This is a genomic window from Pseudomonas putida (assembly GCA_029953615.1).
Lineage (GTDB): Bacteria > Pseudomonadota > Gammaproteobacteria > Pseudomonadales > Pseudomonadaceae > Aquipseudomonas.
This window is the reverse complement of sequence record CP124529.1, coordinates 2,176,821-2,200,492: the sequence shown is the minus strand read 5'-3', so window position 1 is coordinate 2,200,492 and position 23,672 is coordinate 2,176,821. Positions and strand designations below refer to the sequence as shown.

Annotated in this window: 22 protein-coding genes and 1 pseudogene; 12 read left to right on the top strand and 11 right to left on the bottom strand. The window is 63.5% G+C overall.

The window, feature by feature from the left end; all coding sequences use genetic code 11:
* Window positions 1-3 precede the first annotated feature (3 nt).
* The 4 genes from argB to coaBC all read right to left on the bottom strand — a co-directional run bounded on the left by argB (window position 4) and on the right by coaBC (window position 4,124).
* Window positions 4-909, bottom strand: coding sequence for an acetylglutamate kinase (gene argB, locus QIY50_10055; protein ID WGV22470.1), 906 nt, complete (start codon window positions 907-909; stop codon window positions 4-6).
* 30 nt (window positions 910-939) lie between these two features.
* Window positions 940-2,340, bottom strand: a complete 1,401-nt coding sequence (locus QIY50_10050) for a phosphomannomutase/phosphoglucomutase (protein ID WGV22469.1) — start codon at window positions 2,338-2,340, stop codon at window positions 940-942.
* Window positions 2,341-2,451: 111 nt separating this feature from the next.
* The gene (dut, locus tag QIY50_10045) at window positions 2,452-2,907 is read right to left on the bottom strand and encodes a dUTP diphosphatase (GenBank protein WGV22468.1); all 456 of its coding nucleotides are present in this window, start codon (window positions 2,905-2,907) and stop codon (window positions 2,452-2,454) included.
* 5 nt (window positions 2,908-2,912) lie between these two features.
* Window positions 2,913-4,124: a bifunctional phosphopantothenoylcysteine decarboxylase/phosphopantothenate--cysteine ligase CoaBC gene (coaBC, locus tag QIY50_10040; protein WGV23035.1), complete on the bottom strand. Its 1,212-nt coding sequence runs from the start codon at window positions 4,122-4,124 to the stop codon at window positions 2,913-2,915.
* 128 nt (window positions 4,125-4,252) lie between these two features.
* Here coaBC and radC point away from each other — a divergent pair, with 128 nt between their 5' ends.
* On the top strand, window positions 4,253-4,933 hold the full coding sequence (radC, locus tag QIY50_10035) for a DNA repair protein RadC (protein WGV22467.1): 681 nt from the start codon (window positions 4,253-4,255) through the stop codon (window positions 4,931-4,933).
* Window positions 4,934-5,057: 124 nt separating this feature from the next.
* Here the strand turns inward: radC and QIY50_10030 are convergent, their stop codons facing one another.
* The gene (locus tag QIY50_10030) at window positions 5,058-6,665 is read right to left on the bottom strand and encodes an ABC transporter substrate-binding protein (GenBank protein WGV22466.1); all 1,608 of its coding nucleotides are present in this window, start codon (window positions 6,663-6,665) and stop codon (window positions 5,058-5,060) included.
* Between the two features lie 362 nt (window positions 6,666-7,027).
* On the opposite strand from QIY50_10030, the gene rpmB reads away from it, so the two are divergent.
* On the top strand, window positions 7,028-7,264 hold the full coding sequence (gene rpmB, locus QIY50_10025) for a 50S ribosomal protein L28 (GenBank protein WGV22465.1): 237 nt from the start codon (window positions 7,028-7,030) through the stop codon (window positions 7,262-7,264).
* Window positions 7,265-7,274: 10 nt separating this feature from the next.
* The gene (rpmG, locus tag QIY50_10020) at window positions 7,275-7,430 is read left to right on the top strand and encodes a 50S ribosomal protein L33 (protein WGV22464.1); all 156 of its coding nucleotides are present in this window, start codon (window positions 7,275-7,277) and stop codon (window positions 7,428-7,430) included.
* A 168-nt stretch (window positions 7,431-7,598) separates the two neighbouring features.
* Here rpmG and QIY50_10015 read toward each other — a convergent pair whose 3' ends face one another.
* A complete protein-coding gene (locus QIY50_10015; GenBank protein ID WGV22463.1) occupies window positions 7,599-7,958 on the bottom strand; it encodes a cupin domain-containing protein in 360 nt (119 codons plus the stop codon).
* 196 nt (window positions 7,959-8,154) lie between these two features.
* Here QIY50_10015 and QIY50_10010 point away from each other — a divergent pair, with 196 nt between their 5' ends.
* Both QIY50_10010 and QIY50_10005 read left to right on the top strand, forming a co-directional pair.
* Complete coding sequence (locus tag QIY50_10010) at window positions 8,155-9,648, top strand: aldehyde dehydrogenase (GenBank protein WGV22462.1); 1,494 nt, start codon at window positions 8,155-8,157, stop codon at window positions 9,646-9,648.
* Between the two features lie 143 nt (window positions 9,649-9,791).
* On the top strand, window positions 9,792-10,931 hold the full coding sequence (locus QIY50_10005) for an MFS transporter (protein WGV22461.1): 1,140 nt from the start codon (window positions 9,792-9,794) through the stop codon (window positions 10,929-10,931).
* A 122-nt stretch (window positions 10,932-11,053) separates the two neighbouring features.
* Here QIY50_10005 and QIY50_10000 read toward each other — a convergent pair whose 3' ends face one another.
* Both QIY50_10000 and QIY50_09995 read right to left on the bottom strand, forming a co-directional pair.
* Window positions 11,054-12,607 (bottom strand): phospholipase D family protein, encoded by a 1,554-nt coding sequence (locus QIY50_10000; GenBank protein ID WGV22460.1) that lies wholly within the window; start codon window positions 12,605-12,607, stop codon window positions 11,054-11,056.
* Window positions 12,608-12,667: 60 nt separating this feature from the next.
* A complete protein-coding gene (locus QIY50_09995; protein ID WGV22459.1) occupies window positions 12,668-14,098 on the bottom strand; it encodes a PLP-dependent aminotransferase family protein in 1,431 nt (476 codons plus the stop codon).
* A 178-nt stretch (window positions 14,099-14,276) separates the two neighbouring features.
* Between QIY50_09995 and QIY50_09990 the strand changes: the two genes are divergently transcribed.
* Entirely contained in the window at window positions 14,277-14,507 is a 231-nt protein-coding gene (locus QIY50_09990) for a DUF1127 domain-containing protein (GenBank protein WGV22458.1), read from the top strand.
* Between the two features lie 154 nt (window positions 14,508-14,661).
* On the opposite strand, the gene QIY50_09985 is transcribed toward QIY50_09990, so the two are convergent.
* Window positions 14,662-15,954 carry an FAD-binding oxidoreductase gene (locus QIY50_09985; protein WGV22457.1) on the bottom strand — a complete coding sequence of 431 codons (1,293 nt, stop codon included), beginning with the start codon at window positions 15,952-15,954 and terminating at the stop codon, window positions 14,662-14,664.
* A gap of 197 nt (window positions 15,955-16,151) precedes the next feature.
* Between QIY50_09985 and QIY50_09980 the strand changes: the two genes are divergently transcribed.
* On the top strand, window positions 16,152-16,505 hold the full coding sequence (locus QIY50_09980) for a YkgJ family cysteine cluster protein (GenBank protein ID WGV22456.1): 354 nt from the start codon (window positions 16,152-16,154) through the stop codon (window positions 16,503-16,505).
* 2 nt (window positions 16,506-16,507) lie between these two features.
* On the opposite strand, the gene dadR is transcribed toward QIY50_09980, so the two are convergent.
* Window positions 16,508-16,996: a transcriptional regulator DadR gene (dadR, locus tag QIY50_09975; protein WGV22455.1), complete on the bottom strand. Its 489-nt coding sequence runs from the start codon at window positions 16,994-16,996 to the stop codon at window positions 16,508-16,510.
* Window positions 16,997-17,152: 156 nt separating this feature from the next.
* Between dadR and dadA the strand changes: the two are divergent.
* The 5 genes and pseudogenes from dadA to QIY50_09950 all read left to right on the top strand — a co-directional run bounded on the left by dadA (window position 17,153) and on the right by QIY50_09950 (window position 22,971).
* Window positions 17,153-18,459: pseudogene (gene dadA, locus QIY50_09970) on the top strand (D-amino acid dehydrogenase).
* Window positions 18,460-18,606: 147 nt separating this feature from the next.
* Window positions 18,607-19,680, top strand: coding sequence for an alanine racemase (gene alr / locus QIY50_09965; protein ID WGV22454.1), 1,074 nt, complete (start codon window positions 18,607-18,609; stop codon window positions 19,678-19,680).
* A 109-nt stretch (window positions 19,681-19,789) separates the two neighbouring features.
* Complete coding sequence (locus tag QIY50_09960; GenBank protein WGV22453.1) at window positions 19,790-20,338, top strand: cupin domain-containing protein; 549 nt, start codon at window positions 19,790-19,792, stop codon at window positions 20,336-20,338.
* A 154-nt stretch (window positions 20,339-20,492) separates the two neighbouring features.
* Window positions 20,493-20,897: a c-type cytochrome gene (locus QIY50_09955; protein ID WGV23034.1), complete on the top strand. Its 405-nt coding sequence runs from the start codon at window positions 20,493-20,495 to the stop codon at window positions 20,895-20,897.
* 214 nt (window positions 20,898-21,111) lie between these two features.
* Window positions 21,112-22,971 (top strand): acetyl-CoA hydrolase/transferase C-terminal domain-containing protein, encoded by a 1,860-nt coding sequence (locus tag QIY50_09950; protein WGV22452.1) that lies wholly within the window; start codon window positions 21,112-21,114, stop codon window positions 22,969-22,971.
* Window positions 22,972-23,082: 111 nt separating this feature from the next.
* Here the strand turns inward: QIY50_09950 and QIY50_09945 are convergent, their stop codons facing one another.
* The gene (locus QIY50_09945; GenBank protein WGV22451.1) at window positions 23,083-23,655 is read right to left on the bottom strand and encodes a xanthine phosphoribosyltransferase; all 573 of its coding nucleotides are present in this window, start codon (window positions 23,653-23,655) and stop codon (window positions 23,083-23,085) included.
* Between the last annotated feature and the right edge of the window lie 17 nt (window positions 23,656-23,672).

The window sequence follows — 23,672 nt, the reverse complement described above, 5'->3', positions numbered from 1 at the left end:
CACTCAGCGCGGTTTGCGGTTGGTAATCAAGGTACCCACGCCGCTGTCGGTGAAGATTTCCAGCAGCACTGCATTCGGCACGCGGCCGTCGATGATGTGCGAGCTGTTCACGCCGCCCTGGACCGCATCCAGCGCGCACTTGATCTTCGGCAGCATGCCGCCGTAGATGGTACCGTCAGCGATCAGTTCGTTGACCTGCTCGGTGGTCAGGCCGGTCAGTACTTCGCCCTGCTTGTCCATCAGGCCGGCGATGTTGGTCAGCAGCATCAGCTTCTCGGCCTTCAGCGCCTCGGCTACCTTGCCCGCCACCAGGTCGGCGTTGATGTTGTACGACTCACCGTTGGCACCCACGCCGATCGGCGCGATCACCGGGATGAAGTCGCCCTTCACCAGCATGTTCAACAGGTCGGTGTTCACGCTTACCACTTCGCCCACGTGGCCGATGTCGATGATTTCCGGGGTGGTCATCTCGGGCGTCTGGCGGCTGACAGTCAGCTTGCGGGCGCGGATCAGCTCCGCGTCCTTGCCGGTCAGGCCGATGGCGCTGCCGCCGTGGCGGTTGATCAGGTTGACGATGTCCTTGTTGACCTGGCCACCCAGCACCATCTCTACCACGTCCATGGTCGCCGAGTCGGTGACGCGCATGCCGTCGATGAAGTGGCTTTCGATCGACAGGCGCTTGAGCAGGTCGCCGATCTGCGGGCCACCACCGTGGACCACCACCGGGTTGATGCCCACAGCCTTCATCAGCACGATGTCACGGGCGAAGCCGGTCTTGAGCTCCTCGCTCTCCATCGCGTTGCCGCCGTACTTGATCACCAGGGTCTTGCCGACAAAGCGGCGGATGTAAGGCAGTGCTTCGGACAAAACCTCGGCTACATGGGAAGCGGCATCGCGATCGAGGGTCATGCAGGGCTCCTGTAAGGAACAGATAGTCGGTCAGAACGGCAGTTGCAACTCAGGCTCTACCCGCAGCAACTGGGTACGGAATACATCCTTGATACGTTGCAATTCGGCGTCGCTGTCGGCCTCGAAGCGCAGCACCAGCACCGGGGTGGTGTTGGAGGCGCGAACCAGGCCCCAGCCGTGGGCGTAATCCACCCGCACACCGTCGATGGTGGTCAGGTTGGCTTCGCCCCATTCGGCGTCGCGTTGCAGTGCATCAATGATGCTGAATTTACCCTCGTCGGTCACATCAATATTGATTTCCGGCGTGGAAATATCGTTCGGGAAGGCGGCAAACAGGTTTTCGGCGCTCTGCCCGGCCTTGCTGAGGATCTCTAGCAGGCGCGCGGCACTGTAGATGCCGTCGTCGAAACCGTACCAGCGTTCCTTGATGAAGATGTGACCGCTCATCTCGCCGGCCAGCAGCGAGCCGGTCTGCTTCATCTTCTTCTTGATCAGCGAGTGACCAGTCTTCCACATCAGTGCGCGGCCGCCGTGCTGCTCGATCAGCGGGGTCAGGCGACGGGTGCATTTGACGTCGAAGATGATTTCGGCGCCCGGGTTGCGCGACAGCACGTCCTGGGCAAACAGCATCAGCAGGCGGTCGGGGTAGACGATGCTGCCGGTATTGGTCACCACGCCGACGCGGTCGCCGTCACCGTCGAAGGCCAGGCCGATATCGGCGCCGGTTTCCTTGACCTTGGCGATCAGGTCTTCGAGGTTTTCCGGCTTGCCTGGGTCCGGGTGGTGGTTGGGGAAGTTGCCGTCGACCTCGCAGAACAGCGGGATCACTTCGCAGCCCAGGGCTTCGATCAATTGCGGCGCGATTACGCCCGCGGCACCGTTGCCACAGTCCACGACCACCTTGAGCTTCCTGGCCAGCTTCACGTCCTCGACAATCTGCTGGAAGTAGCGGTCAAGGATCTCGACCTTTTCCACGCGGCCATCGGCGCGGCTCAGGTTGTTGGTTTTCAGGCGGGTCAGCAGGGCCTGGATCTGTTCGTTGGCCAGGGTGTCACCGGCAATCACGATCTTGAAGCCGTTGTAGTCCGACGGGTTGTGGCTGCCGGTCAGCATCACTCCGGACTTGCCGGCCAGCACATTGGCTGCATAGTACAGGGCCGGGGTAGGCACCAGGCCGACGTCGCTGACGTGGCACCCGGCGTCGACCAGGCCCTTGATCAGCTCTTCGACCAGCATCGGGCCGGACAGGCGGCCATCGCGGCCGACCGAAACCTGCGGTTCGCCCTGGGCCAGGCTCTGCGCGCCGATGGCACGGCCGATCCAGTAGGCGGTTTCGGCGTGAAGGGTTTTGCCGACCACGCCGCGAATGTCATACGCGCGGAAAATGCTGTCTGGCAGTGCGGCGGGTACCAGGTGGGCCATGTCGTTCATCTCTGGAAGCTCCATTAGTCAAAGGCTTTCTGGGCAGGCGCAAACTGAACGCTTGGACGGTGGTTTCGCCAGAGAGTTCGCCATCCTTGGCCTGAACGGTCGTTTCTCGGCTCAGTGGCTGCCGGAATGACCAAAGCCGCCAGCGCCGCGCTGGCTTTCATCGAACGCTTCGACGATGTCGAAATGGGCCTGGACTACGGGTACCAGCACCAGCTGGGCAATGCGCTCGCCAACGGCGATGGTGAACGGGGTGTTGCCACGGTTCCAGCACGACACCATCAACTCGCCCTGGTAGTCCGAGTCGATCAGCCCGACCAGGTTGCCCAGCACGATGCCGTGTTTATGGCCCAGGCCCGAGCGTGGCAGGATCACCGCCGCCAGGCCCGGGTCGCCGATGTAGATCGACAGGCCGGTAGGGATGAGCAGGGTCTGGCCTGGCTCGAGGACGGTGTCTTCCTTTAGCAGGGCGCGCAGGTCGAGGCCGGCGGAGCCAGGGGTGGCGTAGGTCGGCAGCGGAAATTCGCTGCCCAGGCGTGGGTCGAGGATCTTGGCTTGAAGAGCGTGCATGTAACTTATTGAACCTGGTTGAGCCGTTCGGCGATGAAGGCGACCAGTTGCCGGGCAATCTTGCCTTTGCTGGTCTGCGCGAAGAGGGTCTGGTGCTGCTGGCGGTCGATCACGGTCAAGGCGTTTTCCTCGCTGTTGAAGCCGATGCTGGGGTTGGCCACATCATTGGCGACGATCAGGTCGAGGTTCTTGTCCTTGAGCTTGCGCGTGGCGTAATCGAGCAAGTGTTCGGTCTCGGCGGCGAAACCGACGCTGAACGGGCGGTCGGCGCGGCCAGCGAGGGTGGCAAGGATATCGGGATTGCGCACCATCTGCAGCAGCATGCCGTCGCCGGTCGTAGGATCTTTCTTCAGTTTTTGCGTGGCAACGACTTCCGGGCGGTAGTCCGCGACCGCCGCCGAGGCGATGAACAGGTCGCACGGCATGGCCGCTTCACAGGCGGCGAGCATGTCCCGCGCGCTGACCACGTCGATTCGGCTGACCCGGTCGGGCGTCGGCAGGTGTACCGGGCCGGTGACGAGGGTGACCCGAGCCCCGGCTTCGGCGGCCGCTTCGGCCAGAGCGAAGCCCATCTTGCCGGAGCTATGATTGGTGATGTAACGCACCGGGTCGATGTTTTCCTGGGTCGGGCCGGCGGTAATCAGTACGTGCTTGCCGGTCAGTGCCTGGCGCTTGAAGCTTTCCGCGGCACACCAGGCCAGGTCGGTGGCTTCGAGCATGCGGCCCAGGCCCACGTCGCCACAGGCCTGGCTGCCGGACGCCGGGCCGAACACCTGGATGCCACGGCTCTTGAGCAGCTCGAGGTTGGCCTGGGTGGCCGGGTCGCGCCACATGGCCTGGTTCATCGCCGGGGCTACGGCGACGGTGGCGTCGGTGGCCAGCACCAGGGTGGTCAGCAAGTCATCGGCCATGCCTTGGGCCATACGCGCCATGAGGTCGGCGGTGGCGGGGGCGATCAGCACCAGGTCGGCCCACTTGGCCAGTTCGATATGGCCCATGGCCGCTTCGGCGGCAGGGTCGAGCAGGTCCATGTGCACCGGGTGGCCCGACAACGCCTGCAGGGTCAGCGGGGTGATGAACTCCGCACCCCCACGGGTCATGACGACGCGCACCTGCGCGCCGTGCTCCAGGAGACGGCGAATCAGTTCGGCGCTTTTGTAGGCGGCAATGCCGCCACCCACGCCGAGAACGATGCGCTTGCGATACAGCCGCTGCATAGGCTTGCCTTTTTCCAGTGAGAGCGGGCGGCGACGTTTGAAGATGCCTGCGGCAGAACGTCGCATGTACGAGGCGAAATAGATTAACACAGGGCCGAAATGGGCCGCAGCAAAGGCAAAGGGACGGGATGAATATCAGGGAGTGGCCGGCTGAAGAACGGCCGAGGGAGAAGTTGCTGCAGCGTGGGGCAGCGGCGCTGTCGGATGCAGAGTTGCTTGCCGTGCTGCTAGGTTCCGGGGTTGCCGGGCGTAATGTGCTGGACCTTGCGCGGGGGCTGCTGGTTCGTTTTGGCGGGCTGAGGCAGTTTCTTGAGGCTGATCGCGAGGCTGTACTGCGCGAGCTGGGCATAGGGGCCGTGAAATATGCACAGTTACAGGCGCTTTTGGAGATCGGCCGACGTTATCTGGATGAGAACATCGAGCGCGCAGCGGCTCTCGAAGGCCCGGCGGCGGTACGGCGTTATCTCAAGGCCATGCTGCGTCATGAGGCCAGTGAGGTATTCGGTTGCCTGTTTCTCGATACCAAGCACAGGCCGTTGGCTTTTGAAATCCTGTTCAGGGGCACGATAGACCGGGCGAGTGTCTACCCGCGGGAGGTGGTGCGGCGGGCATTGCTGCATAACGCGGCGGCTTTGATCCTGTGCCATAACCACCCCTCGGGTATCAGTGAACCGAGCCAGGACGATGTGCATTTGACCCTATCGTTGAAGCGGGGGCTGGCGTTGATCGATGTGCGGGTGCTGGACCACATCATCATTGGCGACGGGGAGCCGCTGTCGATGGTCGAGCATGGGTGGATCGTGGCTTAGGCCCTTGTGCTGCCTGTCCCGGCCTCTTCGCGGGCTCGCCCGCTCCCACAGGTATCGCACCAACCTTGAGTGTTGTGCTGTCCCTGTGGGAGCCGGGCAAGCCCGCGAAGAGGCCGGTGCAGGTTTACTTGGTCACTGAGACCTTGCTGAAATCCAGCCGCCCGAACGGGCTCACCTGATACCCCTCTACACCCTGACGCAGCAGCGTCGCCGCCGTAGGATGCGCCAATGGCACCCACAGCGCCTGCTGCTGAATCAAGGTTTGCGCCTGCTGGTACAGCCGGCTGCGCACGCTCTGGTCGTTGGTGGTACGCCCGGCGCTGATCAACTGGTCCAGGCGGCTGTCGCAGAAGCGTGCGAAGTTGGTCCCCGACTGCACCGCCGCGCAGGAAAACTGCGGGCTGAGGAAGTTGTCCGGGTCCCCGTTGTCCCCCGCCCAGCCCATGAACAGCAGGTCATGCTCGCCCGCCTTGGCGCGGCGGATCAGCTCGCCCCACTCGATCACGCGAATCTCGGCCTTGATCCCGGCCTTGGCCAGGTCCGCCTGCAGCATCTGTGCACCAAGGCTGGGGTTGGGGTTGAGCAGGCTGCCCGACGGACGGGTCCAGATCGTGGTGCTGAAGCCCTCGGCCAGGCCGGCCTTGGTCAGCAGGGCCTTGGCTTTTTTAAGGTCCAGCGGGTAGCCGGCCAGGTCCTTGGCGTAGCTCCAGGTATTGGGCGGGTAGGGGCCGTTGGCGGCCACCGCGGAGTCTTCGAATACCGCCTTGAGGTAGGCCTGCTTGTCGAAGGCCAGGTTGATGGCCTGGCGCACCTCCGGCTTGTCCAGCGGCGGGTGCTGGCTGTTGATGGCGACAAAGGCGGTCATGAACGCCGGGGTGGTGGCCACCTTGAGGTTGCCGTCCTTTGCAGCTTCGGCAATATCCAGTGGTTTGGGTGACAATGCGACCTGGCACTCGCCGCGCTTGAGCTTCTGCAGACGCACGTTGGCGTCGGTGGTGATGGCGAAGATCAGCGGGTCGACCGCCGGCTTGCCGGCGAAGTAGTCGGGGTTGGCGCGGTAGCGCACCACGGCGTCCTTCTGGAAACGCTGGAACACGAACGGCCCGGTGCCGACCGGCTGGCTGTTGAGCTTCTCCGGCGTGCCGGCCTTGAGCAGCTTGTCGGCGTATTCGGCGGAGTAGATCGAGGCGAAGCCCATGCTCAAGGTGGCCAGGAACGTGGCGTCCGGATGGTTGAGGGTGAAGCGCACGGTGTTTGGCGTCGGCGCCTCGATCGCCTTGATCAGGCTGCCCAGCTGCAGCGACTGGGCATGCGGGTAACCGCCCGGTGCGGTCTTGTGCCAGGCATGGGCGGGGTAGAGCATGCGCTGGAAGCTGAACAGCACATCGTCGGCGTTCAGGGCGCGGCTTGGCTTGAAATAGGCGGTGCTGTGGAATTTCACCTCGTCACGCAGGGTGAAGTCGTAGATCAGGCCATCGGCCGATATCGTCCAGCTGGTTGCCAGGCTCGGTACCACCTTGCCTTGCGCCGCGTCGAATTCCACCAGGCGGTTCATCAGCACATCGGCCGTGGCGTTGGTGGTGCTCAGCGAGTTGTACTGCACCACATCGAAGCCTTCGGGGCTGGCCTCGCTGCAGACGCTCAGCGGGGCTGCCTGGGCAGCGCCTGCGGCAAACAGGGCGCCTGCGGCGAACAGGGAGTTGAACAATAAGGAAAGGGCGGCGGCACGCATGGTGGCTCCTTGGCTGTCAGTGGCCCATCTGCCAGTGCAGTCTGGAAAAGGCCTACCCTAGTGTGCCCGTCGGGAAATGACCACACCCTTTTTTACAAAACTGGCGACGAGCGGTCGACTGCTGGCGGGGCCTGCCGCTATGCTGGCCCGGCGCGCTTGGCCGGTACCGGAAACGTATCTTCTGTTGTTGTGGCCAAGTCTTTCTGGTATAAAGCAGCGCTCTTTTCTAGGGGCTCGGCCTGTCGCGTCAGCGTATCCGGTCGGTAAGACCTCCAGAATCACGGCGCCCAGGCGCCAAAGACTGAGAGATTAAGCGGCCAACCCATGCCGGGTTGGGCATGTGGTTTTAGAGGGCTGAGTCCATGTCGAGAGTCTGTCAAGTTACTGGTAAGGGTCCAGTAACCGGGAACAACATTTCCCACGCAAACAACAAAACCCGTCGTCGTTTCCTGCCGAACCTGCAGCACCACCGTTTCTGGGTTGAATCCGAGAAGCGTTTCGTGCGTCTGCGCGTATCCGCCAAAGGCATGCGCGTCATTGACAAGCGTGGTATCGACGTAGTGCTGGCCGAGCTGCGCGCTCGCGGCGAAAAGTTCTAAGGAGAACGTCATGCGTGAATTGATCCGTCTGGTTTCGAGTGCTGGCACTGGCCACTTCTACACCACCGACAAGAACAAGCGCACCACTCCGGACAAAATCGAGATCAAGAAATACGATCCGGTTGTTCGCAAGCACGTGGTGTACAAGGAAGCCAAGATCAAGTAATTGATCGGCAACCTGAAAAAACCCGTATCCGAAAGGCTGCGGGTTTTTTTATGCCTGTTCGGGCCTCTTCGCCGGCTTGCCCGCTCCCACAGGTACATCACAAGCCCGAGAGCAGTGAGATCCCTGTGGGAGCGGGCGAGCCCGCGAAGAGGCCGGAACAGCCTCAGATCATTTCTGCTCGAACATCACATAAATCTTGCGGCAAGGCTCCAGCACCTCCCAAGTGCCCTTGAAGCCGGCCGGGATGACAAACCGATCACCGGCACGCAGGGTCTTGGCCCCGCCATCCTGGTCACGCAGCACCGAAACACCCTGGACGATCTCGCAGTATTCATGCTCGGTGTAGTTCACCGTCCACTGTCCCACCTCGCCTTCCCACACGCCCGCAGCAAACTGCCCGCAGGGGCTGGAATAATGGTTGTAGACCGCCTGGTCGGGCTCGCCCTTGAGGATTTTTTCCGCCGCCGGGCGGTAGCGTTCGGCCTCGGTGATGACCTGCGCGAAGTCGATGATGCTGTCGATGCTCATGGTACGGCTCCTGTTGTTGTTTAATAAAATGCACATCAGTAGGCTTTTGAGCCATCTGTGTCAAATATATTGATAGTTTACCCGGGCTGGTTTAGGGTATCGCTTGCCAGTGTGCGCTCGTCGCCCGGCCAGAATTCTGACAACGCCTGTGAGTCCTCAGTGCGGCGTTGCACCTAAACAAGAGGAGGAGTTTCGTATGACCACCCTGACTCGTGCGGACTGGGAACAACGCGCCCAGCAACTGAAGATCGAAGGCCGTGCCTTCATCAACGGCGAATACACCGATGCCGTCTCCGGTGAAACCTTCGAGTGCCTGAGCCCGGTCGACGGACGCTTCCTGGCCAAGGTTGCCAGCTGCGACCTGGCCGATGCCAACCGCGCTGTGGAAAACGCCCGTGCCACCTTCAACTCCGGCGTGTGGTCGCAGCTGGCCCCGGCCAAGCGCAAAGCCAAGCTGATCCGCTTCGCCGACCTGCTGCGCAAGAACGTCGAAGAGCTGGCACTGCTGGAAACCCTGGACATGGGCAAGCCGATCGGCGACTCCTCCAGCATCGATGTACCTGGCGCTGCCAATGCCATTCACTGGACTGCCGAAGCCATCGACAAGGTCTACGACGAAGTCGCCCCGACCCCGCATGACCAGCTCGGCCTGGTCACCCGCGAAGCGGTGGGTGTGGTCGGAGCCATCGTACCGTGGAACTTCCCGCTGCTGATGGCCTGCTGGAAGCTCGGCCCGGCCCTGGCCACCGGTAACTCGGTAGTGCTCAAGCCGTCCGAAAAATCGCCGCTGACAGCCATTCGCATCGCTCAGCTGGCCATCGAAGCCGGTATTCCGGCTGGCGTGCTGAACGTGCTGCCAGGCTACGGCCACACCGTGGGCAAGGCCCTGGCCCTGCACATGGACGTCGACACCCTGGTGTTCACCGGTTCGACCAAGATCGCCAAGCAGCTGATGGTTTATGCCGGCGAATCGAACATGAAGCGCATCTGGCTGGAAGCTGGCGGCAAGAGCCCGAACATCGTCTTCGCCGACGCTCCGGACCTGCAAGCCGCCGCAGAAGCTGCCGCCAGCGCCATCGCCTTCAACCAGGGTGAAGTGTGCACCGCAGGCTCGCGCCTGCTGGTCGAGCGTTCGATCAAGGACAAGTTCCTGCCAATGGTGGTCGAGGCCCTGAAAGGCTGGAAGCCAGGTAACCCGCTGGACCCACAGACCACTGTCGGTGCCCTGGTCGACACCCAGCAGATGAACACTGTGCTGTCGTACATCGAGGCTGGCCACAAGGACGGCGCCAAGCTGCTGGCCGGCGGCAAGCGCACCCTGGAAGAAACCGGTGGCACTTATGTCGAGCCGACCATCTTCGACGGCGTGACCAATGCCATGAAGATCGCCCAGGAAGAAATCTTCGGCCCAGTGCTGTCGGTGATCGCCTTCGACACCGCTGAAGAAGCTATCGCCATTGCCAACGACACGCCGTATGGCCTGGCCGCTGGTATCTGGACCTCGGACATCTCCAAGGCCCACAAGACCGCCCGTGCCGTGCGTGCTGGCAGTGTCTGGGTCAACCAGTACGACGGCGGCGATATGACCGCGCCGTTCGGTGGCTTCAAACAGTCGGGCAACGGCCGTGACAAGTCGCTGCATGCGCTGGAGAAGTACACCGAGCTGAAGGCGACCTGGATCAAGCTGTAATCCCAGGGGGCCGCTTTTGCGGCCCATTCGCGGGTAAACCCGCTCCCACAGGTACACCACTGCCCTTGAGAGCGGTGCAGTACCTGTGGGAGCGGGTTTACCCGCGAATGGGCCATGGAAAATTCTTGGCCTGGGAGGCTGCAATGCGTTGGGGTACCTACTTCGCCGTACTGGCATCGGTGCTTAGTGTCGGCCTGGCGCTGGGCGTAAGCATGCCGCTGGTATCCCTGCGCCTGGAGGCCTGGGGCTACGGCAGCTTCGCCATTGGCGTGATGGCCGCGATGCCGGCGCTGGGCGTACTGGTAGGTGCCAGCCTGGCCAGCCGCCTGGCCGGCTGGGTCGGCGTGCCCTCGGCCATGCGCCTGTGCCTGTGGGGCGGAGCGCTGTCGATCGGCCTGGTCGCACTGTTGCCCAGCTACCCCCTGTGGCTGTTGTTGCGCCTGCTGATCGGCATGTCGCTGACGGTGGTGTTCATCCTCGGCGAAAGCTGGATCAACCAGCTGGTGGTCGAGCAATGGCGTGGTCGCCTGGTGGCGCTGTACGGCAGCAGCTATGCCCTCAGCCAGCTGGCCGGGCCGCTGGTACTGGGCTTTCTCGGCTCGGATGACGACTTCGGCTTCTGGGCCGCGACCGGCCTGCTGCTGGTGGCTCCGCTGATCCTCCTTGGGCGTGGCGGTGCGCCGAGCACAGAGGCCTGTAGCGTCACCTTCGGTGATCTGTTCGCATTTTGCCGACGCTTGCCGGTGATCGCCTGGGCCATTGCCCTGTTTGCCTCGTTCGAGGCGATGATCCTGACCTTGCTGCCGGTGTACTGCCTGCAGCAAGGCTTCAGCACCGAAATCGCCCTGTTCATGGTCAGTACCGTGGTGGTGGGCGATGCGGTGCTGCAGCTGCCCATCGGTGCGCTGGCCGACCACATGTCGCGGCGCACCCTGTTCACCGGCTGTGCGGTGACCCTGCTGGTATCCAGCCTGGCGATTCCGCTGTTGTTGCACACGCCGGCGATCTGGCCGTTGTGGGTACTGTTCGGGGCCAGTGCAGGGGGCTTGTTCACCCTTTCGTTGGTGCTGATCGGCGAGCGCTACCGCGATGATGAGCTGGTGCGGGCCAATGCCCATGTGGCGCAGCTGTGGGGTATTGGTTGCTTGCTCGGGCCATTGCTGGCGGGGGCGGGGAGCCAGTGGATCAGTGGGCATGCGTTGCCGTTGCTGATGGCGGCGGGGGCTGCGGGGTTGGTGGTGTTGACCCGGCGGCGTGGGGCTTTTGAGCCTGTGTCTGCCTGATGGATATTGGGGCCGCTTTGCGGCCCATCGCGACACAAGGCCGCTCCTACAAGGGATCGCGTACCTCCTGTAGGAGCGGCCTTGTGTCGCGATGGGCTGCAAAGCAGCCCCAAAAATCTCTGCTACAACATCTTCTCCAAGCCCACCGCCTTGCTGACCCAGGCATTGAACCGTCGCCATATCCCGCCCGGCTCGGAAGTCAGCATATGCCGTTGGCCATTGTCCTCGGTCGCCCACACCAACTTGTTCCCCACCAGCTTCACCTGGTAGCTCAACGCCGGGGCCATACCCTGCTCGGCCAGTTCGCGGGTGTATTCGGCCAACTCCGGGCTGTCTACCAGCACCCCGACCTCGGTATTCCACAGCACCGACCTAGGGTCAAAGTTGAACGAGCCGATGAAGGTCTTGCGCCGGTCGAATACGATCGCCTTGGTATGCAGGCTCGAATCCGAGCTGCCGTGATAGCTCAAACGCCCGGCGCTGGGGTCGCCTGGCTGTCGGCGAAGCTCGTACAGCTGCACGCCATGTTCGAGCAAGGCCCGGCGATAGGGCGCATAGCCGCCATGCACGGCCGGCACATCGGTGGCCTCGAGCGAGTTGGTCAGCAGCTTCACCGAAGTGCCGGCATCGGCACGCCCGGTCAGGTACAGCAAGCCCGGCTCGCGCGGCACGAAATAGGCCGACATCAGGATCAGCTCGCGCTGGACGCTGGCCAAGTCAGGTGCCAGTTGCTGGCTCAGCAGCAGTTGCGGGTCTGGTTCGTCGTTGGCCAGCACCTTGCTCGGTGCATCCCACAGCGCCTGGGCATGGGCCCAGATCAGCTCGTTGCGCCACACATCCAGGCGCGGCTGCGACTGGTAGGCCATCAGGCGGTCATACAGTGCTTTGCGCTGGGTCCTGGCTTCAGCCAGGGAAATTTCCAGGCGGTGGCGGCTGGCGCGCAGGTCGCTGGCATCCGGGTCACTCCAGAGGAAATCGGTGATCGGTCGGCTGAGGGCGCTATTCCAGTACTGGTCGAAGCTGTGCCCCAACTGCTCGGCTATCGGGCCTACCCCCAGCAAGTCGATGTCGGTGAAGTTGAGGTTGGGTTCGGCATCGAAATACTCGTCACCCAGGTTGCGCCCGCCGACGATGGCCATGCTGTTGTCCACCAGGAACAACTTGTTGTGCATGCGCCGATGCTGGCGCGACAGGTTGAACAGGCGGCCCACGGCGCGCGTTACGCCGGTACTGCGGCCCAGGTGCAATGGGTTGAATACGCGGATGTGGATGTTCGGATGGGCATCGAGGGTGCCCATGATGACATCCAGGCCGTCGCTGGTAGTGTCGTCGAGCAGGATGCGCACGCGCACGCCACGGTCGGCGGCGCGCAGCAGTTCATGCACCAGGGCACGGGTGCTGAGGCCATCGTGGACAATGTAGTACTGCAGGTCGATGCTCGCCTGGGCGTTGCGGATCAGTTCGGCGCGGGCGCGGAACGCCTCGTTGCTGTTGGGCAGCAGGCGAAAGCCCGAGCGGCCGCCGTAGGGCGTGGCCTGGCGCAGCACCGAGCGGCCGAAGGCCGAGTCGTTGGCGGGCAGCGCCTGGCTGGTTTCGCGGGGCGTGCCAACGCTGGCACAGCCGGCAAGGCCGAGCAGCAGCGCCAGCAGCAGAGGCAGGGCTCGCTGGAGTCTCAAGGGTAGATCGTCCTGTGCAACGAAGGCTTTAAGGATTGGACCGTGGCGGGCGGCGCAAAGTTACGCGTCGGCGCTTTCTTCATCCAGTAGACGAAGGGCGGTTTCACCTACCTTGCGCACGGCAGCCTCGATCTGTGGCGTTGGCCGTGCGGCAAAGTTCATGCGCAGGCAGTGGCGGAATTTACCCGAGGCCGAGAAGATGCTGCCAACGGCCACCTGCACACCTTCTTCCAGTAAAGCGCGGTTCAGCCGCAGCGTATCGAAATGTTCAGGCAATTCCACCCACAGCATGAAGCCGCCCTGGGGCCGGCTGACACGGGTGCCCGCCGGAAAGTAGCGGGTCACCCAGTCGCTCATCAGGTCGCGGCTACGCTGGTACTGGCTGCGCATGCGCCGTACGTGGGGCTGGTAGTGCCCGCCAGCGATAAAGTCGGCGATGGCAAGCTGGGGCTGACTGGCCGTGCTGCCGGTGCTGATGTATTTCATGTGCAGTACCCGCTCCAGGTAGCGCCCGGGTGCTACCCAGCCTATCCGCAAGCCGGGAGCGAGAGTCTTGGAGAACGAACTGCAGAGCAGCACACGACCATCGTCGTCGAACGACTTGAGGGTGCGCGGGCGCGGATAGGTATAGGCAAGGTCGCCATACACATCATCTTCCAGGATGGCTACGTCGTAGCGCTGGGCCAGGTTAAGCAGGGCCTTCTTGCGGGCCTCGGGCATGATGTAGCCGAGCGGGTTGTTGCAGCTTGGGGTGATCTGTATGAGCTTGATCGGCCATTGCTCCAAGGCCAGTTCCAGCGCCTCCAGGCTGATGCCGGTGACCGGGTCGGTGGGGATCTCCAGGGCTTTCATGCCCAGGCCCTTGAGGGTTTGCATGGCGCCGTGGAAGCTCGGGGAGTCGACCGCGACGATATCGCCCGGCTCGCACACCGCGCGGATGCTGCATGACAGCGCCTCATGGCAGCCGGTGGTAATCACCAGGTCGGCCGGGCCCAGGCGGCAGCCGGAGTCGAGCATCAGCCGGGCCACCTGTTCGCGCAGTGCCAGGTTGCCGTGGATGTTGTCGTAGTACAGGCCAGGCATGTCCTGCCGCCGGCTCAGCTGGGCGAGGCTGCGCAGCAGTGGCTTGAGGGTGGGGCTGTCGATGTCGGGCATGCCGCGACCGAGCTGGATCACGCCCTGGCGTGGGGTGCTGCGCACCAGGTCCAGCACCTGCTCCCATTGCGAGATGTCCACCGGGCGCTGGGCCGGGCGGCTGACGGCGGGCAGGGCCGGCAGGTGGCGGTGGTCGCTGACGAAGTAACCGGACTTCGGCCGGGGCGAGACCATGCCGCTGTCTTCCAGTATGCGGTAGGCCTGCTGCACGGTGCTCAGGCTGACCCCGTGCTCCACACTCAGGGCGCGCACTGACGGCAGGCGCTGGCCGGGGCGGTAGAGGCCCTGCTCGATGCGGGCACCGAGCAGTTCGGCGAGGTTCAGGTAGAGGGTCACGGCATACTCCTGCGCTGCATTGGCATAGCGACCGGTACAGTTGGGGTGAAAATACAGCATTCAGTCGGCCAGCGGCCAATTCTGTATGGGAATAATAAGGCGGTATTGGATCTGTATTGCAGATACTGCCGACGCGCATGCTTTCCCTACGGTATCAACTGAACGGGAGGATGCGGTGATGGGTGGCATGAGCGATGTGCGCTTGCAACTGTTGGCCAGGGAACTGGAAGCCGGGCAGCAGGCCAAGGTGTTCAACGCGCCAGCGGGGCTGGGGCGTTGGGGGCTGATGCTGCATCGCTGGCACACTCGCAGGGCGCTGCTGCAGTTGACCGATGACGAGTTGCGCGATGTCGGACTGAGCTGGGAGCAGGCGCGTACGGAAGGGCAAAAGCCTTTCTGGAAGGACTGACCATACAGATATTGCGCGGTCGATGTAGGAGCGGCCTTGTGTCGCGATAGGGCCGCAGAGCGGCCCCAGCGGTATTTGCGGCGAAGCTGAAACCTGGGGGTGCTACGCACCCCTTTCGCGACACAAGGCCGCTTCTACAGGGACCGCGCAGCTTTCAGATCAGCTCTTTCAGGCGATGCCAGAGCATGCCCAGCGCCAGCAGCGGCGAGCGCAAATGCTGGCCGCCGGGGAAGGTGATGTGCGGCACTTTGGCAAACAGGTCGAAACGCCCGCTCTCCTGGCCGCTGATGGCCTCGCCCAGCAAGCGCGCCGCCAGGTGGGTCGCGTTGAGCCCATGGCCCGAATAGGCCTGCGCGTAATACACGTTCGGCTGGCTGGCCAGGCGGCCGACCTGCGGCAGGCGGTTGGCGCCGATGCCGATCATGCCGCCCCACTGGTAGTCGATACGTACGTCGGCCAGCTGCGGGAACACCTTTAGCATCTTCGGCCGCATGTAGGCGGCAATATCCTTCGGATCGCGGCCCGAATAATGGCAGGCGCCGCCGAACAGCAGGCGGTTGTCGGCAGACAGGCGGTAGTAATCCAGCGCGACACGCTGGTCACACACTGCCATGTTCTGCGGTAGCAGCGCGCGGGCGCGTTCCTCGCCCAGAGGCTCGGTGGCGATGATGTAGCTGCCGGCTGGCAGCACCTTGCCGCCCAGTTCGCGGTTCAGGTTGTTGTGGTAGGCGTTGCAGCACAGCACCAGGGTCTTGGCGCGCACCCGGCCCTGGGCGGTATGCACCTGCACTTCAGGGCCGTAGTCGATCTGGGTGACCTCGGACTGCTCGAACAGCTTCACGCCCAGGCTGCTGGCCACGGCAGCTTCACCCAGGGCCAGGTTGAGCGGGTGCAGGTGGCCGGAGCCCATGTCGATTAGCCCGCCGACATAGCAGTCGGCACCGACCACGCTGTGGATATCGTCCTTGCCGACCAGGCGCAGTTCATGTGCGTAGCCGAGGCTGCGCAGTTCCTCGGCATCCTGCGCAAAGCCCAGCAGTTCGGCGGGTTTGTTGGCCAGGTCACAGTAACCCCAGGTCAGGTCGCAGGCGATGGCGTGCTTTTCGACCCGCTCGCGGACAATCTGCACGGCTTCCAGGCCCATCAGCTTCATGCTGCGCACACCTTCCTCGCCGATCACCGGAAGGAACTGTTCCAGGCCGTGGCCGACGCCACGGATCAGCTGCCCGCCATTGCGCCCGCTGGCGCCCCAACCGAGCTTGCGCGCTTCCAGCAGGATGACCGTAAAGCCGCGTTCGGCCAGTTCGATGGCGGTGTTAAGGCCCGAGTAGCCGCCGCCGACAATGCACACATCGGCGCTGTGCTCGCCTTGCAGGAAGGAGTGGTCGGGGTGTGGCGCGCTGCTGGCGGCGTAATAGGAGGCGGCGTGCTGCGCGCTGTGGATCATTGGGGCTGGTCCTGGGCTGATGGGCTAGGGGAGGAGGATAAGCCGGGGCTTTGGGGGGGGCAACCGGCCTCATTCGCCGGCAAGCCAGCTCCCACAGGAGTTGCGCAATGGCTGAGACCAGTGGTGTACCTGTGGGAGCTGGCTTGCCGGCGAATGGCCCTATAATCCAACCTCAGTTGCCAACTTTGTACTTAGCCATGTCCTGCAACCGCCACAAGATCCACTTCCTGCGCGAACTCATCCCTTCCTTCGAGTGCGAGCCCGGCTGCCACGACTGCTGCGGCCCGGTCACCACTTCGGCGGAAGAAATGGCGCGCCTGCCGCGCAAGTCCCAGGCCGAGCAGGACGCCGCCCTGGAGCGCCTGGACTGCGTGCACCTGGGCCCCAACGGCTGCACGGTGTATGAAGAGCGCCCGATGATCTGCCGCCTGTTCGGCACCACGCCGCGCCTGGCCTGCCCGCGTGGTCGTGGCCCTGAACAGATGATCGAGCCTGCTGCGGAGCAGCTGGTCCACCAGTTCATTGCCACCACCCGCCAGGTGCTGGTCTGACTTCAGTCCGGGATCGGCAGGCAAAGGCTCTCCTTCACCTCTTCCATCACGATATAGCTTTTGGATTCGCGCACGTGCGGCAGTTTCAGAAGGATGTCGCCGAGCAGCTTGCGGTAAGAGGCCATCTCGGAAATCCGAGCCTTCACCAGGTAGTCGAAGTCACCTGAAACCAGGTGGCATTCCAGTACGTGGGGCAGTTTCAGCACCGCGCGGCGGAACTCCTCGAAAGTGTCGCCCGATTTGTAGTCCAGGCTGATTTCCACGAATACCAGCAGGCTGCCCTTGAGGTGCTGCGGGTTCAGGCGGGCGTTGTAGCCCATGATGATGCCCTCGCGCTCCAGGCGGCGGACCCGCTCGGTGCAAGGGGTGGTGGAAAGCCCGACTTTCTCGCCCAGTTCGGTGAAGGAAATGCGCCCGTCATTCTGCAGGATACGCAGAATGTTACGGTCGATCTTGTCCAGTTCACGCTTGCTCTGGTGCTGGGTTCTCATAGGGGATGCCCCTCCGTGAAAGGCGATTTTGCCGAGAATTCTCGCCAATAATAGGCTTTTATATAGTGAATTGCACTGCCTTCAAATTCCTATACTGCGCGCATTCATGCCATTTCAATAAAAGTCTGCGGCGCGCCGCGTGCGAGGGATAAAACGATGCGAGTTCTGGTACTAGGTAGCGGAGTAATCGGAACCGCCAGTGCCTACTATCTGGCCCGGCAAGGTTTCGAAGTAACGGTGGTCGATCGCCAGCCGGCGGTGGCCATGGAAACCAGCTTTGCCAACGCCGGCCAGATCTCGCCTGGCTATGCCTCGCCCTGGGCCGCCCCGGGCGTGCCGCTGAAGGCCATCAAGTGGCTGCTGGAGCGCCACGCGCCCCTGGCCATCAAACTCACCGGCGACGTCGACCAGTACCTGTGGATGGCCCAGATGCTGCGCAACTGCACCGCCAGCCGTTACGCGGTGAACAAGGAGCGCATGGTGCGCCTGTCCGAGTACAGCCGTGACTGCCTCGACGAGCTGCGCGCCGATAACCGGTATCGCCTACGAGAACCGCAGCCTGGGTACTACCCAGCTGTTCCGTACCCAGGCTCAGGTAGATGCTGCGGCCAAGGACATTGCCGTGCTGGAACAGTCCGGCGTGCCTTACGAGCTGCTCGACCGCGACGGCATTGCCCGCGTCGAACCGGCTCTGGCTGGCGTCAAGGACATCCTGGCCGGCGCCCTGCGCCTGCCCAATGACCAGACTGGCGACTGCCAGCTGTTCACTACCAAGCTTGCCGAAATGGCCGTGAAGCTGGGCGTGGAGTTCCGCTTCGGCCAGGACATCCAGCGCCTGGACTTCGCGGGTGACCGCATCAATGGCGTGTGGATCGACGGCAAGCTGGAAACTGCCGACCGTTACGTGCTGGCGCTGGGCAGCTACTCGCCGCAGATGCTCAAGCCGTTGGGCATCAAGGCCCCGGTTTACCCACTGAAGGGCTACTCGCTGACCGTGCCGATCACCAACGGTGACATGGCCCCGACCTCGAACCATTCTCGATGAGACCTACAAGGTCGCCATCACCCGTTTCGACAACCGCATCCGCGTCGGCGGCATGGCTGAAATCGCCGGTTTTGACCTGTCGCTGAACCCGCGTCGGCGCGAAACGCTGGAGATGATCGTCAACGACCTTTATCCTCGCGGCGGTGACCTGAGCCAGGCCAGTTTCTGGACCGGCCTGCGCCCGGCGACCCCGGATGGTACCCCGATCGTCGGTGCCACGGCGTTCCGCAACCTGTTCCTGAACACCGGTCACGGTACCTTGGGCTGGACCATGGCGTGCGGCTCCGGTCGCCTGCTGGCCGACCTGATTGCGCGCAAGAAGCCGCAGATCAGTGCCGAAGGCCTGGACATTTCCCGTTATGGCAACAGCCAGGAAGTGGCCAAGCACGGGCAGACCGCGCCGGCTCACCAGCAGTAAGTTCGCCTGTACCGGCCTCTTCGCGGGCTCGCCCGCTCCCACAGGAACACCACAGATGTTGAAAACTGTTGCAGTACCTGTGGGAGCGGGCGAGCCCGCGAAGAACCCAACACCGATTTCAACCCGAACCACCATAAGGCAGCCGCCATGCGTCCCGCCCGCGCTCTGATCGACCTCCAGGCCCTGCGCCACAACTACCGTCTGGCCCGTGAACTGACCGGTGCCAAAGCCCTGGCCGTGATCAAGGCCGATGCTTACGGCCACGGCGCCGTGCGCTGTGCCCTGGCCCTGGAGGCCGAAGCTGACGGCTTTGCCGTGGCCTGCATCGAAGAAGCGCTGGAGCTGCGCGCTGCCGGTATCAAGGCCCCGGTACTGCTGCTCGAAGGCTTCTTCGAAGCCAGCGAGCTGGCCCTGATCGCCGAGCACGAGCTGTGGTGCGTGGTTCACTCGCTGTGGCAACTGGAAGCGATCGAAAAGACTCAGCTGCACAAGCCGCTCACCGTCTGGCTCAAGCTTGACAGCGGCATGCACCGTGTCGGCCTGCACCCCAAGGACTACCACGAGGCCTACCAGCGCCTGCTGGCCAGCGGCAAGGTCGCGCGCATTGTGCTGATGAGCCACTTCGCTCGCGCCGACGAACTGGAGGCCGACGCCACCGCCCAGCAGATCGCCGTGTTCGAGGCCGCCCGCCAAGGCCTGGCCGCCGAGTGCAGCCTGCGCAACTCCCCCGGTGTGCTCGGCTGGCCGCAGGCCCCCAGCGACTGGGTGCGCCCGGGCCTGATGCTGTATGGCGCCACACCGTTCGAAGTGGCCCAGGCCGAGGCCGAGCGCCTGCAGCCGGTGATGACCCTGCAATCGCGGGTGATCAGCGTGCGCGAGCTGCCTGCCGGCGAGCCGGTGGGCTATGGCGCCAAGTTCGTCAGCCCACGGCCAACCCGCGTTGGCGTCGTTGCCATGGGCTATGCCGATGGCTACCCGCGCCAGGCGCCCAACGGTACCCCGGTGCTTGTCGCCGGCAAGCGCACCCAACTGATCGGCCGGGTGTCGATGGACATGCTCAGCATCGACCTGACCGATGTACCGGAAGCCACTGTCGGCAGCCCGGTCGAACTCTGGGGCAAGCATGTGCTGGCCAGTGACGTGGCTGCGCACGCGGGTACCATTCCCTACCAGATTTTCTGCAACCTTAAGCGGGTACCGCGGGACTACATCGGCGAATGACACGCTGAAGCGGACAGGTTGAAGGGTGGTGTGTTGTAAATACTGAACGGCATTGCCATGATATCGTTCACATCCACCCCCCTTTCCACCGTTTCAGGAGGCTCCAGCTTTGGACGTCGGCGAACGACTGCAAGCCATCCGCAAGCTCAAGGGCCTGTCCCAGCGTGAACTCGCCAAGCGTGCCGGCGTGACCAACAGCACCATCTCGATGATCGAGAAGAACAGCGTGAGCCCGTCGATCAGCTCGCTGCGCAAGGTGCTGAGCGGCATTCCCATGTCCATGGTCGAGTTCTTCTCGGTCGAACTGGAACCTGAAAGCCCCACGCAGATCGTCTACAAGGCTCATGAACTGATCGATATCTCCGACGGTGCCGTGACCATGAAGCTGGTCGGCAAGTCGCACCCCAACCGTGCCATCGCCTTTCTCACCGAGGTGTACCCGCCGGGTGCCGACACGGGGGCCGAAATGCTTACCCACGACGGCGAAGAAACCGGCATCCTGCTCGAAGGCCGCCTGGAGCTGGTGGTCGGCAACGAGATCTTCATCCTTGAAGAGGGCGATAGCTACTACTTCGAAAGCACCCGCCCGCACCGCTTTCGCAACCCGTTCGACCGGCCGGCGCGGCTGATCAGTGCGGCGACGCCATCAAACTTTTGATCCAGCGCAGTGCATTGATTCGGCAATACCCCTTTCCTGTGTGGGGTCGTTTCACGGCCTCTGGGTTCCCGCTATACTTTTCAACGCTCGCCGATCCGTGGCCGCGAGCGTGATTAGCCACCATGAGGGTGTTCGCGTGAACCAAATCAAGAAGATGCTGGCCGTACCAGCAGCCGTATTCGCCCTCTGGGCAATGAGCGCAACCGCTGCGACCAATGATGACATCGCCAAGCGCCTGGAGCCGGTTGGCCAGGTGTGCGTCCAGGGCCAGGAGTGCAAAGGCATGGAAGTGGCCGCCGCCGCAGGTGGCGGGGGCGCCAAGACACCGGACGAGATCATTGCCAAGCACTGCAATGCCTGCCATGGTTCCGGCCTGCTCGGCGCGCCGAAGATTGGCGATACCGCAGCGTGGAAGGAACGCGCCGACCACCAGGGCGGCCTCGATGGCATCCTGGCCAAGGCCATTACCGGCATCAACGCCATGCCACCGAAAGGCACCTGCGCCGACTGCTCGGATGACGACCTGAAAGGGGCAATCAAGAAAATGTCCGGGCTGTGAGAAACAGCTGAATTGCATGAGGCCCGCCATTATTGGCGGGCTTTGTTTTTGTGGGGCATGTGCCGGCCCTTTCGCGGGCTTGCCCGCTCCCACAGGTGTGTCACAGGCCTGTTCCTGTGGGAGCGGGCAAGCCCGCGAAGAGGCCGGCACAGGCAACCAAATACTTAAGGCCCATGTCCAACCCCTGAACCCATGGATGTCTCAGGAGGCCCCGATGCACCTCTGCTCCATCGACCAGGCTGTCGAGCAAGTCCTGGCGCGCCTGCCAGCTCACATTCACATGGGCCTGCCGCTGGGCCTGGGCAAGCCCAACGCCTTCGTCAATGCGCTCTATGCCCGCGTGCGCGAGCTACCGGAGCGGCAGCTGACCATCTACACGGCCTTGTCCCTCGGCCGCCCGCCACTGGGCGATGGCCTGCAACGGCGCTTTCTCGAACCCTTCGTCGAGCGCGTGTTCGCCGATTACGAAGAACTCGCCTACCTCGCCGACCTGCGTAACGACAGCCTGCCGCCGAACATCCGTGTCGAACAGTTCTTCATGCAGCCGGGCAGCCTGCTGCACAGCGAATCGGCCCAGCAGGACTACGTCAGCAGCAACTACAGCCATGCCGCGCGCGACATCAACGCCAAGGGCCTGAACCTGGTCGCCCAGCTGGTGGCTGCCACCCCCGAGAAACCTGTGCACCTGAGCCTGGCCTGCAACCCCGACATCACCCTCGACCTGCTGCCGATGATCGCCAAGCGCCGCGCCGCCGGCGAGACCATCCTCATGCTCGGCCAGGTGCATGCAGAGCTGCCTTACATGCCGGGCGACGCCGAGCTACCCATCGATACGTTCGACCTGCTGATCGACTCAGCCGAGCAGCGCCGCCTGTTCTCCACGCCAAACATGCCGGTCAACACTCAGGACCATTGCATAGGCCTGCACGCCAGCAGCCTGGTGCGTGACGGCGGTACGCTGCAGATCGGCATTGGTGCCATGGGCGATGCGATCGCCGCGGCATTGCTGGCGCGCCAGGGCGATAACGCGGGCTACCGTGCGGTGCTCAATGCGCTGGATGTCGGCCCCTGGCGGGCGCTGATCGAGCGGGAAGGGGGCCTGGATACCTTCGCTCAAGGCCTGTATGGCTGCAGCGAGATGTTCGTCAACGGCTTGCTGGTGCTGGCCGAGGCAGGCCTGTTGCGACGCCCGGCGGATGAGCAGGGCGCGTTACTGCATGGCGGCTTCTTCCTCGGCCCGCAGGCGTTCTACCAGCGCCTGCGCGACATGCCGCTGGAACAGCGCGCAAGGTTTGCCATGACGCGTATCAGCTTCATCAACGAGCTGTACGGGCAGGAGGAACTCAAACGCCGACAGCGCCGCGATGCGCGCTTCATCAACACGGTGTTCGGCATGACCCTGCTCGGCGCCGGGGTGGCCGACCAGCTGGAAGACGGTCGCGTGCTCAGCGGCGTGGGTGGGCAGTTCAACTTCGTCGTCCAGGGCCATGCGCTGGAGGGCGGGCGTTCGGTCCTGCTGCTGCGCAGCTGGCGTGAGGCGGGCGGGGAGGTGACCTCGAACCTGTTCTGGAACTATGGCCACTGCACCATCCCCCGGCACCTGCGCGATATCGTGGTGACCGAGTATGGCATTGCCGACCTGCGTGGGCAGACCGACAGCGAGGTGATTGCGCGGTTGCTGGCGGTGTGCGACTCGCGGTTCCAGCAGGGGCTGATCGAACAGGCAAAGGATGCTGGCAAGCTGGCCAGGGATTTCCAACTGGAGGCGCGCTTTACCGACAACACGCCGCAGCGCCTGGAAGCGATCAGGGCGCGGTATGCGCGATTGTTCCCGGAGTATCCGCTGGGTACTGACTTTACGGCTGAAGAGCAGGATTTGTTGCGGGCGCTGAACTGGCTGAAGAGCAAGTTCAAGCTGAGCGAGGTGCTGGAGCTTGGCAAGGCAGCGCTGGATGCGCCGGGGCCGGAGGGGTATGAGCGGCATCTGGCGCGGATGCAGCTGGATCAGCCGCAGGGGCTGAAGGAAGAGCTGTACCAGCGGTTGTTGCTGGCGGGGTTGGCGGCTGCCAGATAGAGAGGGTTGAGGCCATTCGCGGGCATGCCCGCTCCCACAAGGCCAACACAGGTCCTGGAAATCTGTGGTGTACCGGTGGGAGCGGGCGTGCCCGCGAAGCAGGCGCCGCGATTACTCGATGAAGGTCACCACACCACCTTCCAGCGACTTCACCCGGGCCAGCGATTCAACGCGGTAGCCCTGGCTGTCCAGCTCGGCACGGCCGCCCTGGAACGACTTCTCGATCACGATACCCAGGCCGGCGACGGTGGCGCCGGCCTGCTTGATGATCGAAATCAGTGCCTGCGACGCCTTGCCGTTGGCCAGGAAGTCGTCGATCACCAGCACGCGGTCGCTGCTGTTGAGGTGGCGCGGCGAGATGGCAACGGTGTTCTCGGTCTGCTTGGTAAAGGAATACACCGAAGCGGTCAGCAGGTTCTCGGTCAAGGTCAGCGACTGGTGCTTGCGGGCGAAGATCACCGGCACACCCAGCTTCAGGCCGGTCATCACCGCCGGGGCGATGCCCGAAGCCTCGATAGTGACGATCTTGGTCACGCCCGCGTCGGCGAACAGACGGGCGAACTCGTCACCGATCAGCTGCATCAGTGCAGGGTCGATCTGGTGGTTGAGAAACGCATCGACTTTTAGAACCTGATCGGAAAGCACGATGCCTTCTTCGCGAATCTTCTGATGCAGTGCTTCCACTGTGGTATTCCTCGATG

What these genes read in the sequence shown, in the direction of transcription:
- argB (WGV22470.1), bottom strand. Translation starts at nt 909, where the DNA reads ATGACCCTCGATCGCGATGCCGCTTCCCATGTAGCCGAGGTTTTGTCC.
- QIY50_10050 (WGV22469.1), bottom strand. Translation starts at nt 2,340, where the DNA reads ATGAACGACATGGCCCACCTGGTACCCGCCGCACTGCCAGACAGCATT.
- dut (WGV22468.1), bottom strand. Translation starts at nt 2,907, where the DNA reads ATGCACGCTCTTCAAGCCAAGATCCTCGACCCACGCCTGGGCAGCGAA.
- coaBC (WGV23035.1), bottom strand. Translation starts at nt 4,124, where the DNA reads ATGCAGCGGCTGTATCGCAAGCGCATCGTTCTCGGCGTGGGTGGCGGC.
- radC (WGV22467.1), top strand. Translation starts at nt 4,253, where the DNA reads ATGAATATCAGGGAGTGGCCGGCTGAAGAACGGCCGAGGGAGAAGTTG.
- QIY50_10030 (WGV22466.1), bottom strand. Translation starts at nt 6,665, where the DNA reads ATGCGTGCCGCCGCCCTTTCCTTATTGTTCAACTCCCTGTTCGCCGCA.
- rpmB (WGV22465.1), top strand. Translation starts at nt 7,028, where the DNA reads ATGTCGAGAGTCTGTCAAGTTACTGGTAAGGGTCCAGTAACCGGGAAC.
- rpmG (WGV22464.1), top strand. Translation starts at nt 7,275, where the DNA reads ATGCGTGAATTGATCCGTCTGGTTTCGAGTGCTGGCACTGGCCACTTC.
- QIY50_10015 (WGV22463.1), bottom strand. Translation starts at nt 7,958, where the DNA reads ATGAGCATCGACAGCATCATCGACTTCGCGCAGGTCATCACCGAGGCC.
- QIY50_10010 (WGV22462.1), top strand. Translation starts at nt 8,155, where the DNA reads ATGACCACCCTGACTCGTGCGGACTGGGAACAACGCGCCCAGCAACTG.
- QIY50_10005 (WGV22461.1), top strand. Translation starts at nt 9,792, where the DNA reads ATGCGTTGGGGTACCTACTTCGCCGTACTGGCATCGGTGCTTAGTGTC.
- QIY50_09990 (WGV22458.1), top strand. Translation starts at nt 14,277, where the DNA reads ATGGGTGGCATGAGCGATGTGCGCTTGCAACTGTTGGCCAGGGAACTG.
- QIY50_09985 (WGV22457.1), bottom strand. Translation starts at nt 15,954, where the DNA reads ATGATCCACAGCGCGCAGCACGCCGCCTCCTATTACGCCGCCAGCAGC.
- QIY50_09980 (WGV22456.1), top strand. Translation starts at nt 16,152, where the DNA reads ATGTCCTGCAACCGCCACAAGATCCACTTCCTGCGCGAACTCATCCCT.
- dadR (WGV22455.1), bottom strand. Translation starts at nt 16,996, where the DNA reads ATGAGAACCCAGCACCAGAGCAAGCGTGAACTGGACAAGATCGACCGT.
- alr (WGV22454.1), top strand. Translation starts at nt 18,607, where the DNA reads ATGCGTCCCGCCCGCGCTCTGATCGACCTCCAGGCCCTGCGCCACAAC.
- QIY50_09955 (WGV23034.1), top strand. Translation starts at nt 20,493, where the DNA reads ATGCTGGCCGTACCAGCAGCCGTATTCGCCCTCTGGGCAATGAGCGCA.
- QIY50_09950 (WGV22452.1), top strand. Translation starts at nt 21,112, where the DNA reads ATGCACCTCTGCTCCATCGACCAGGCTGTCGAGCAAGTCCTGGCGCGC.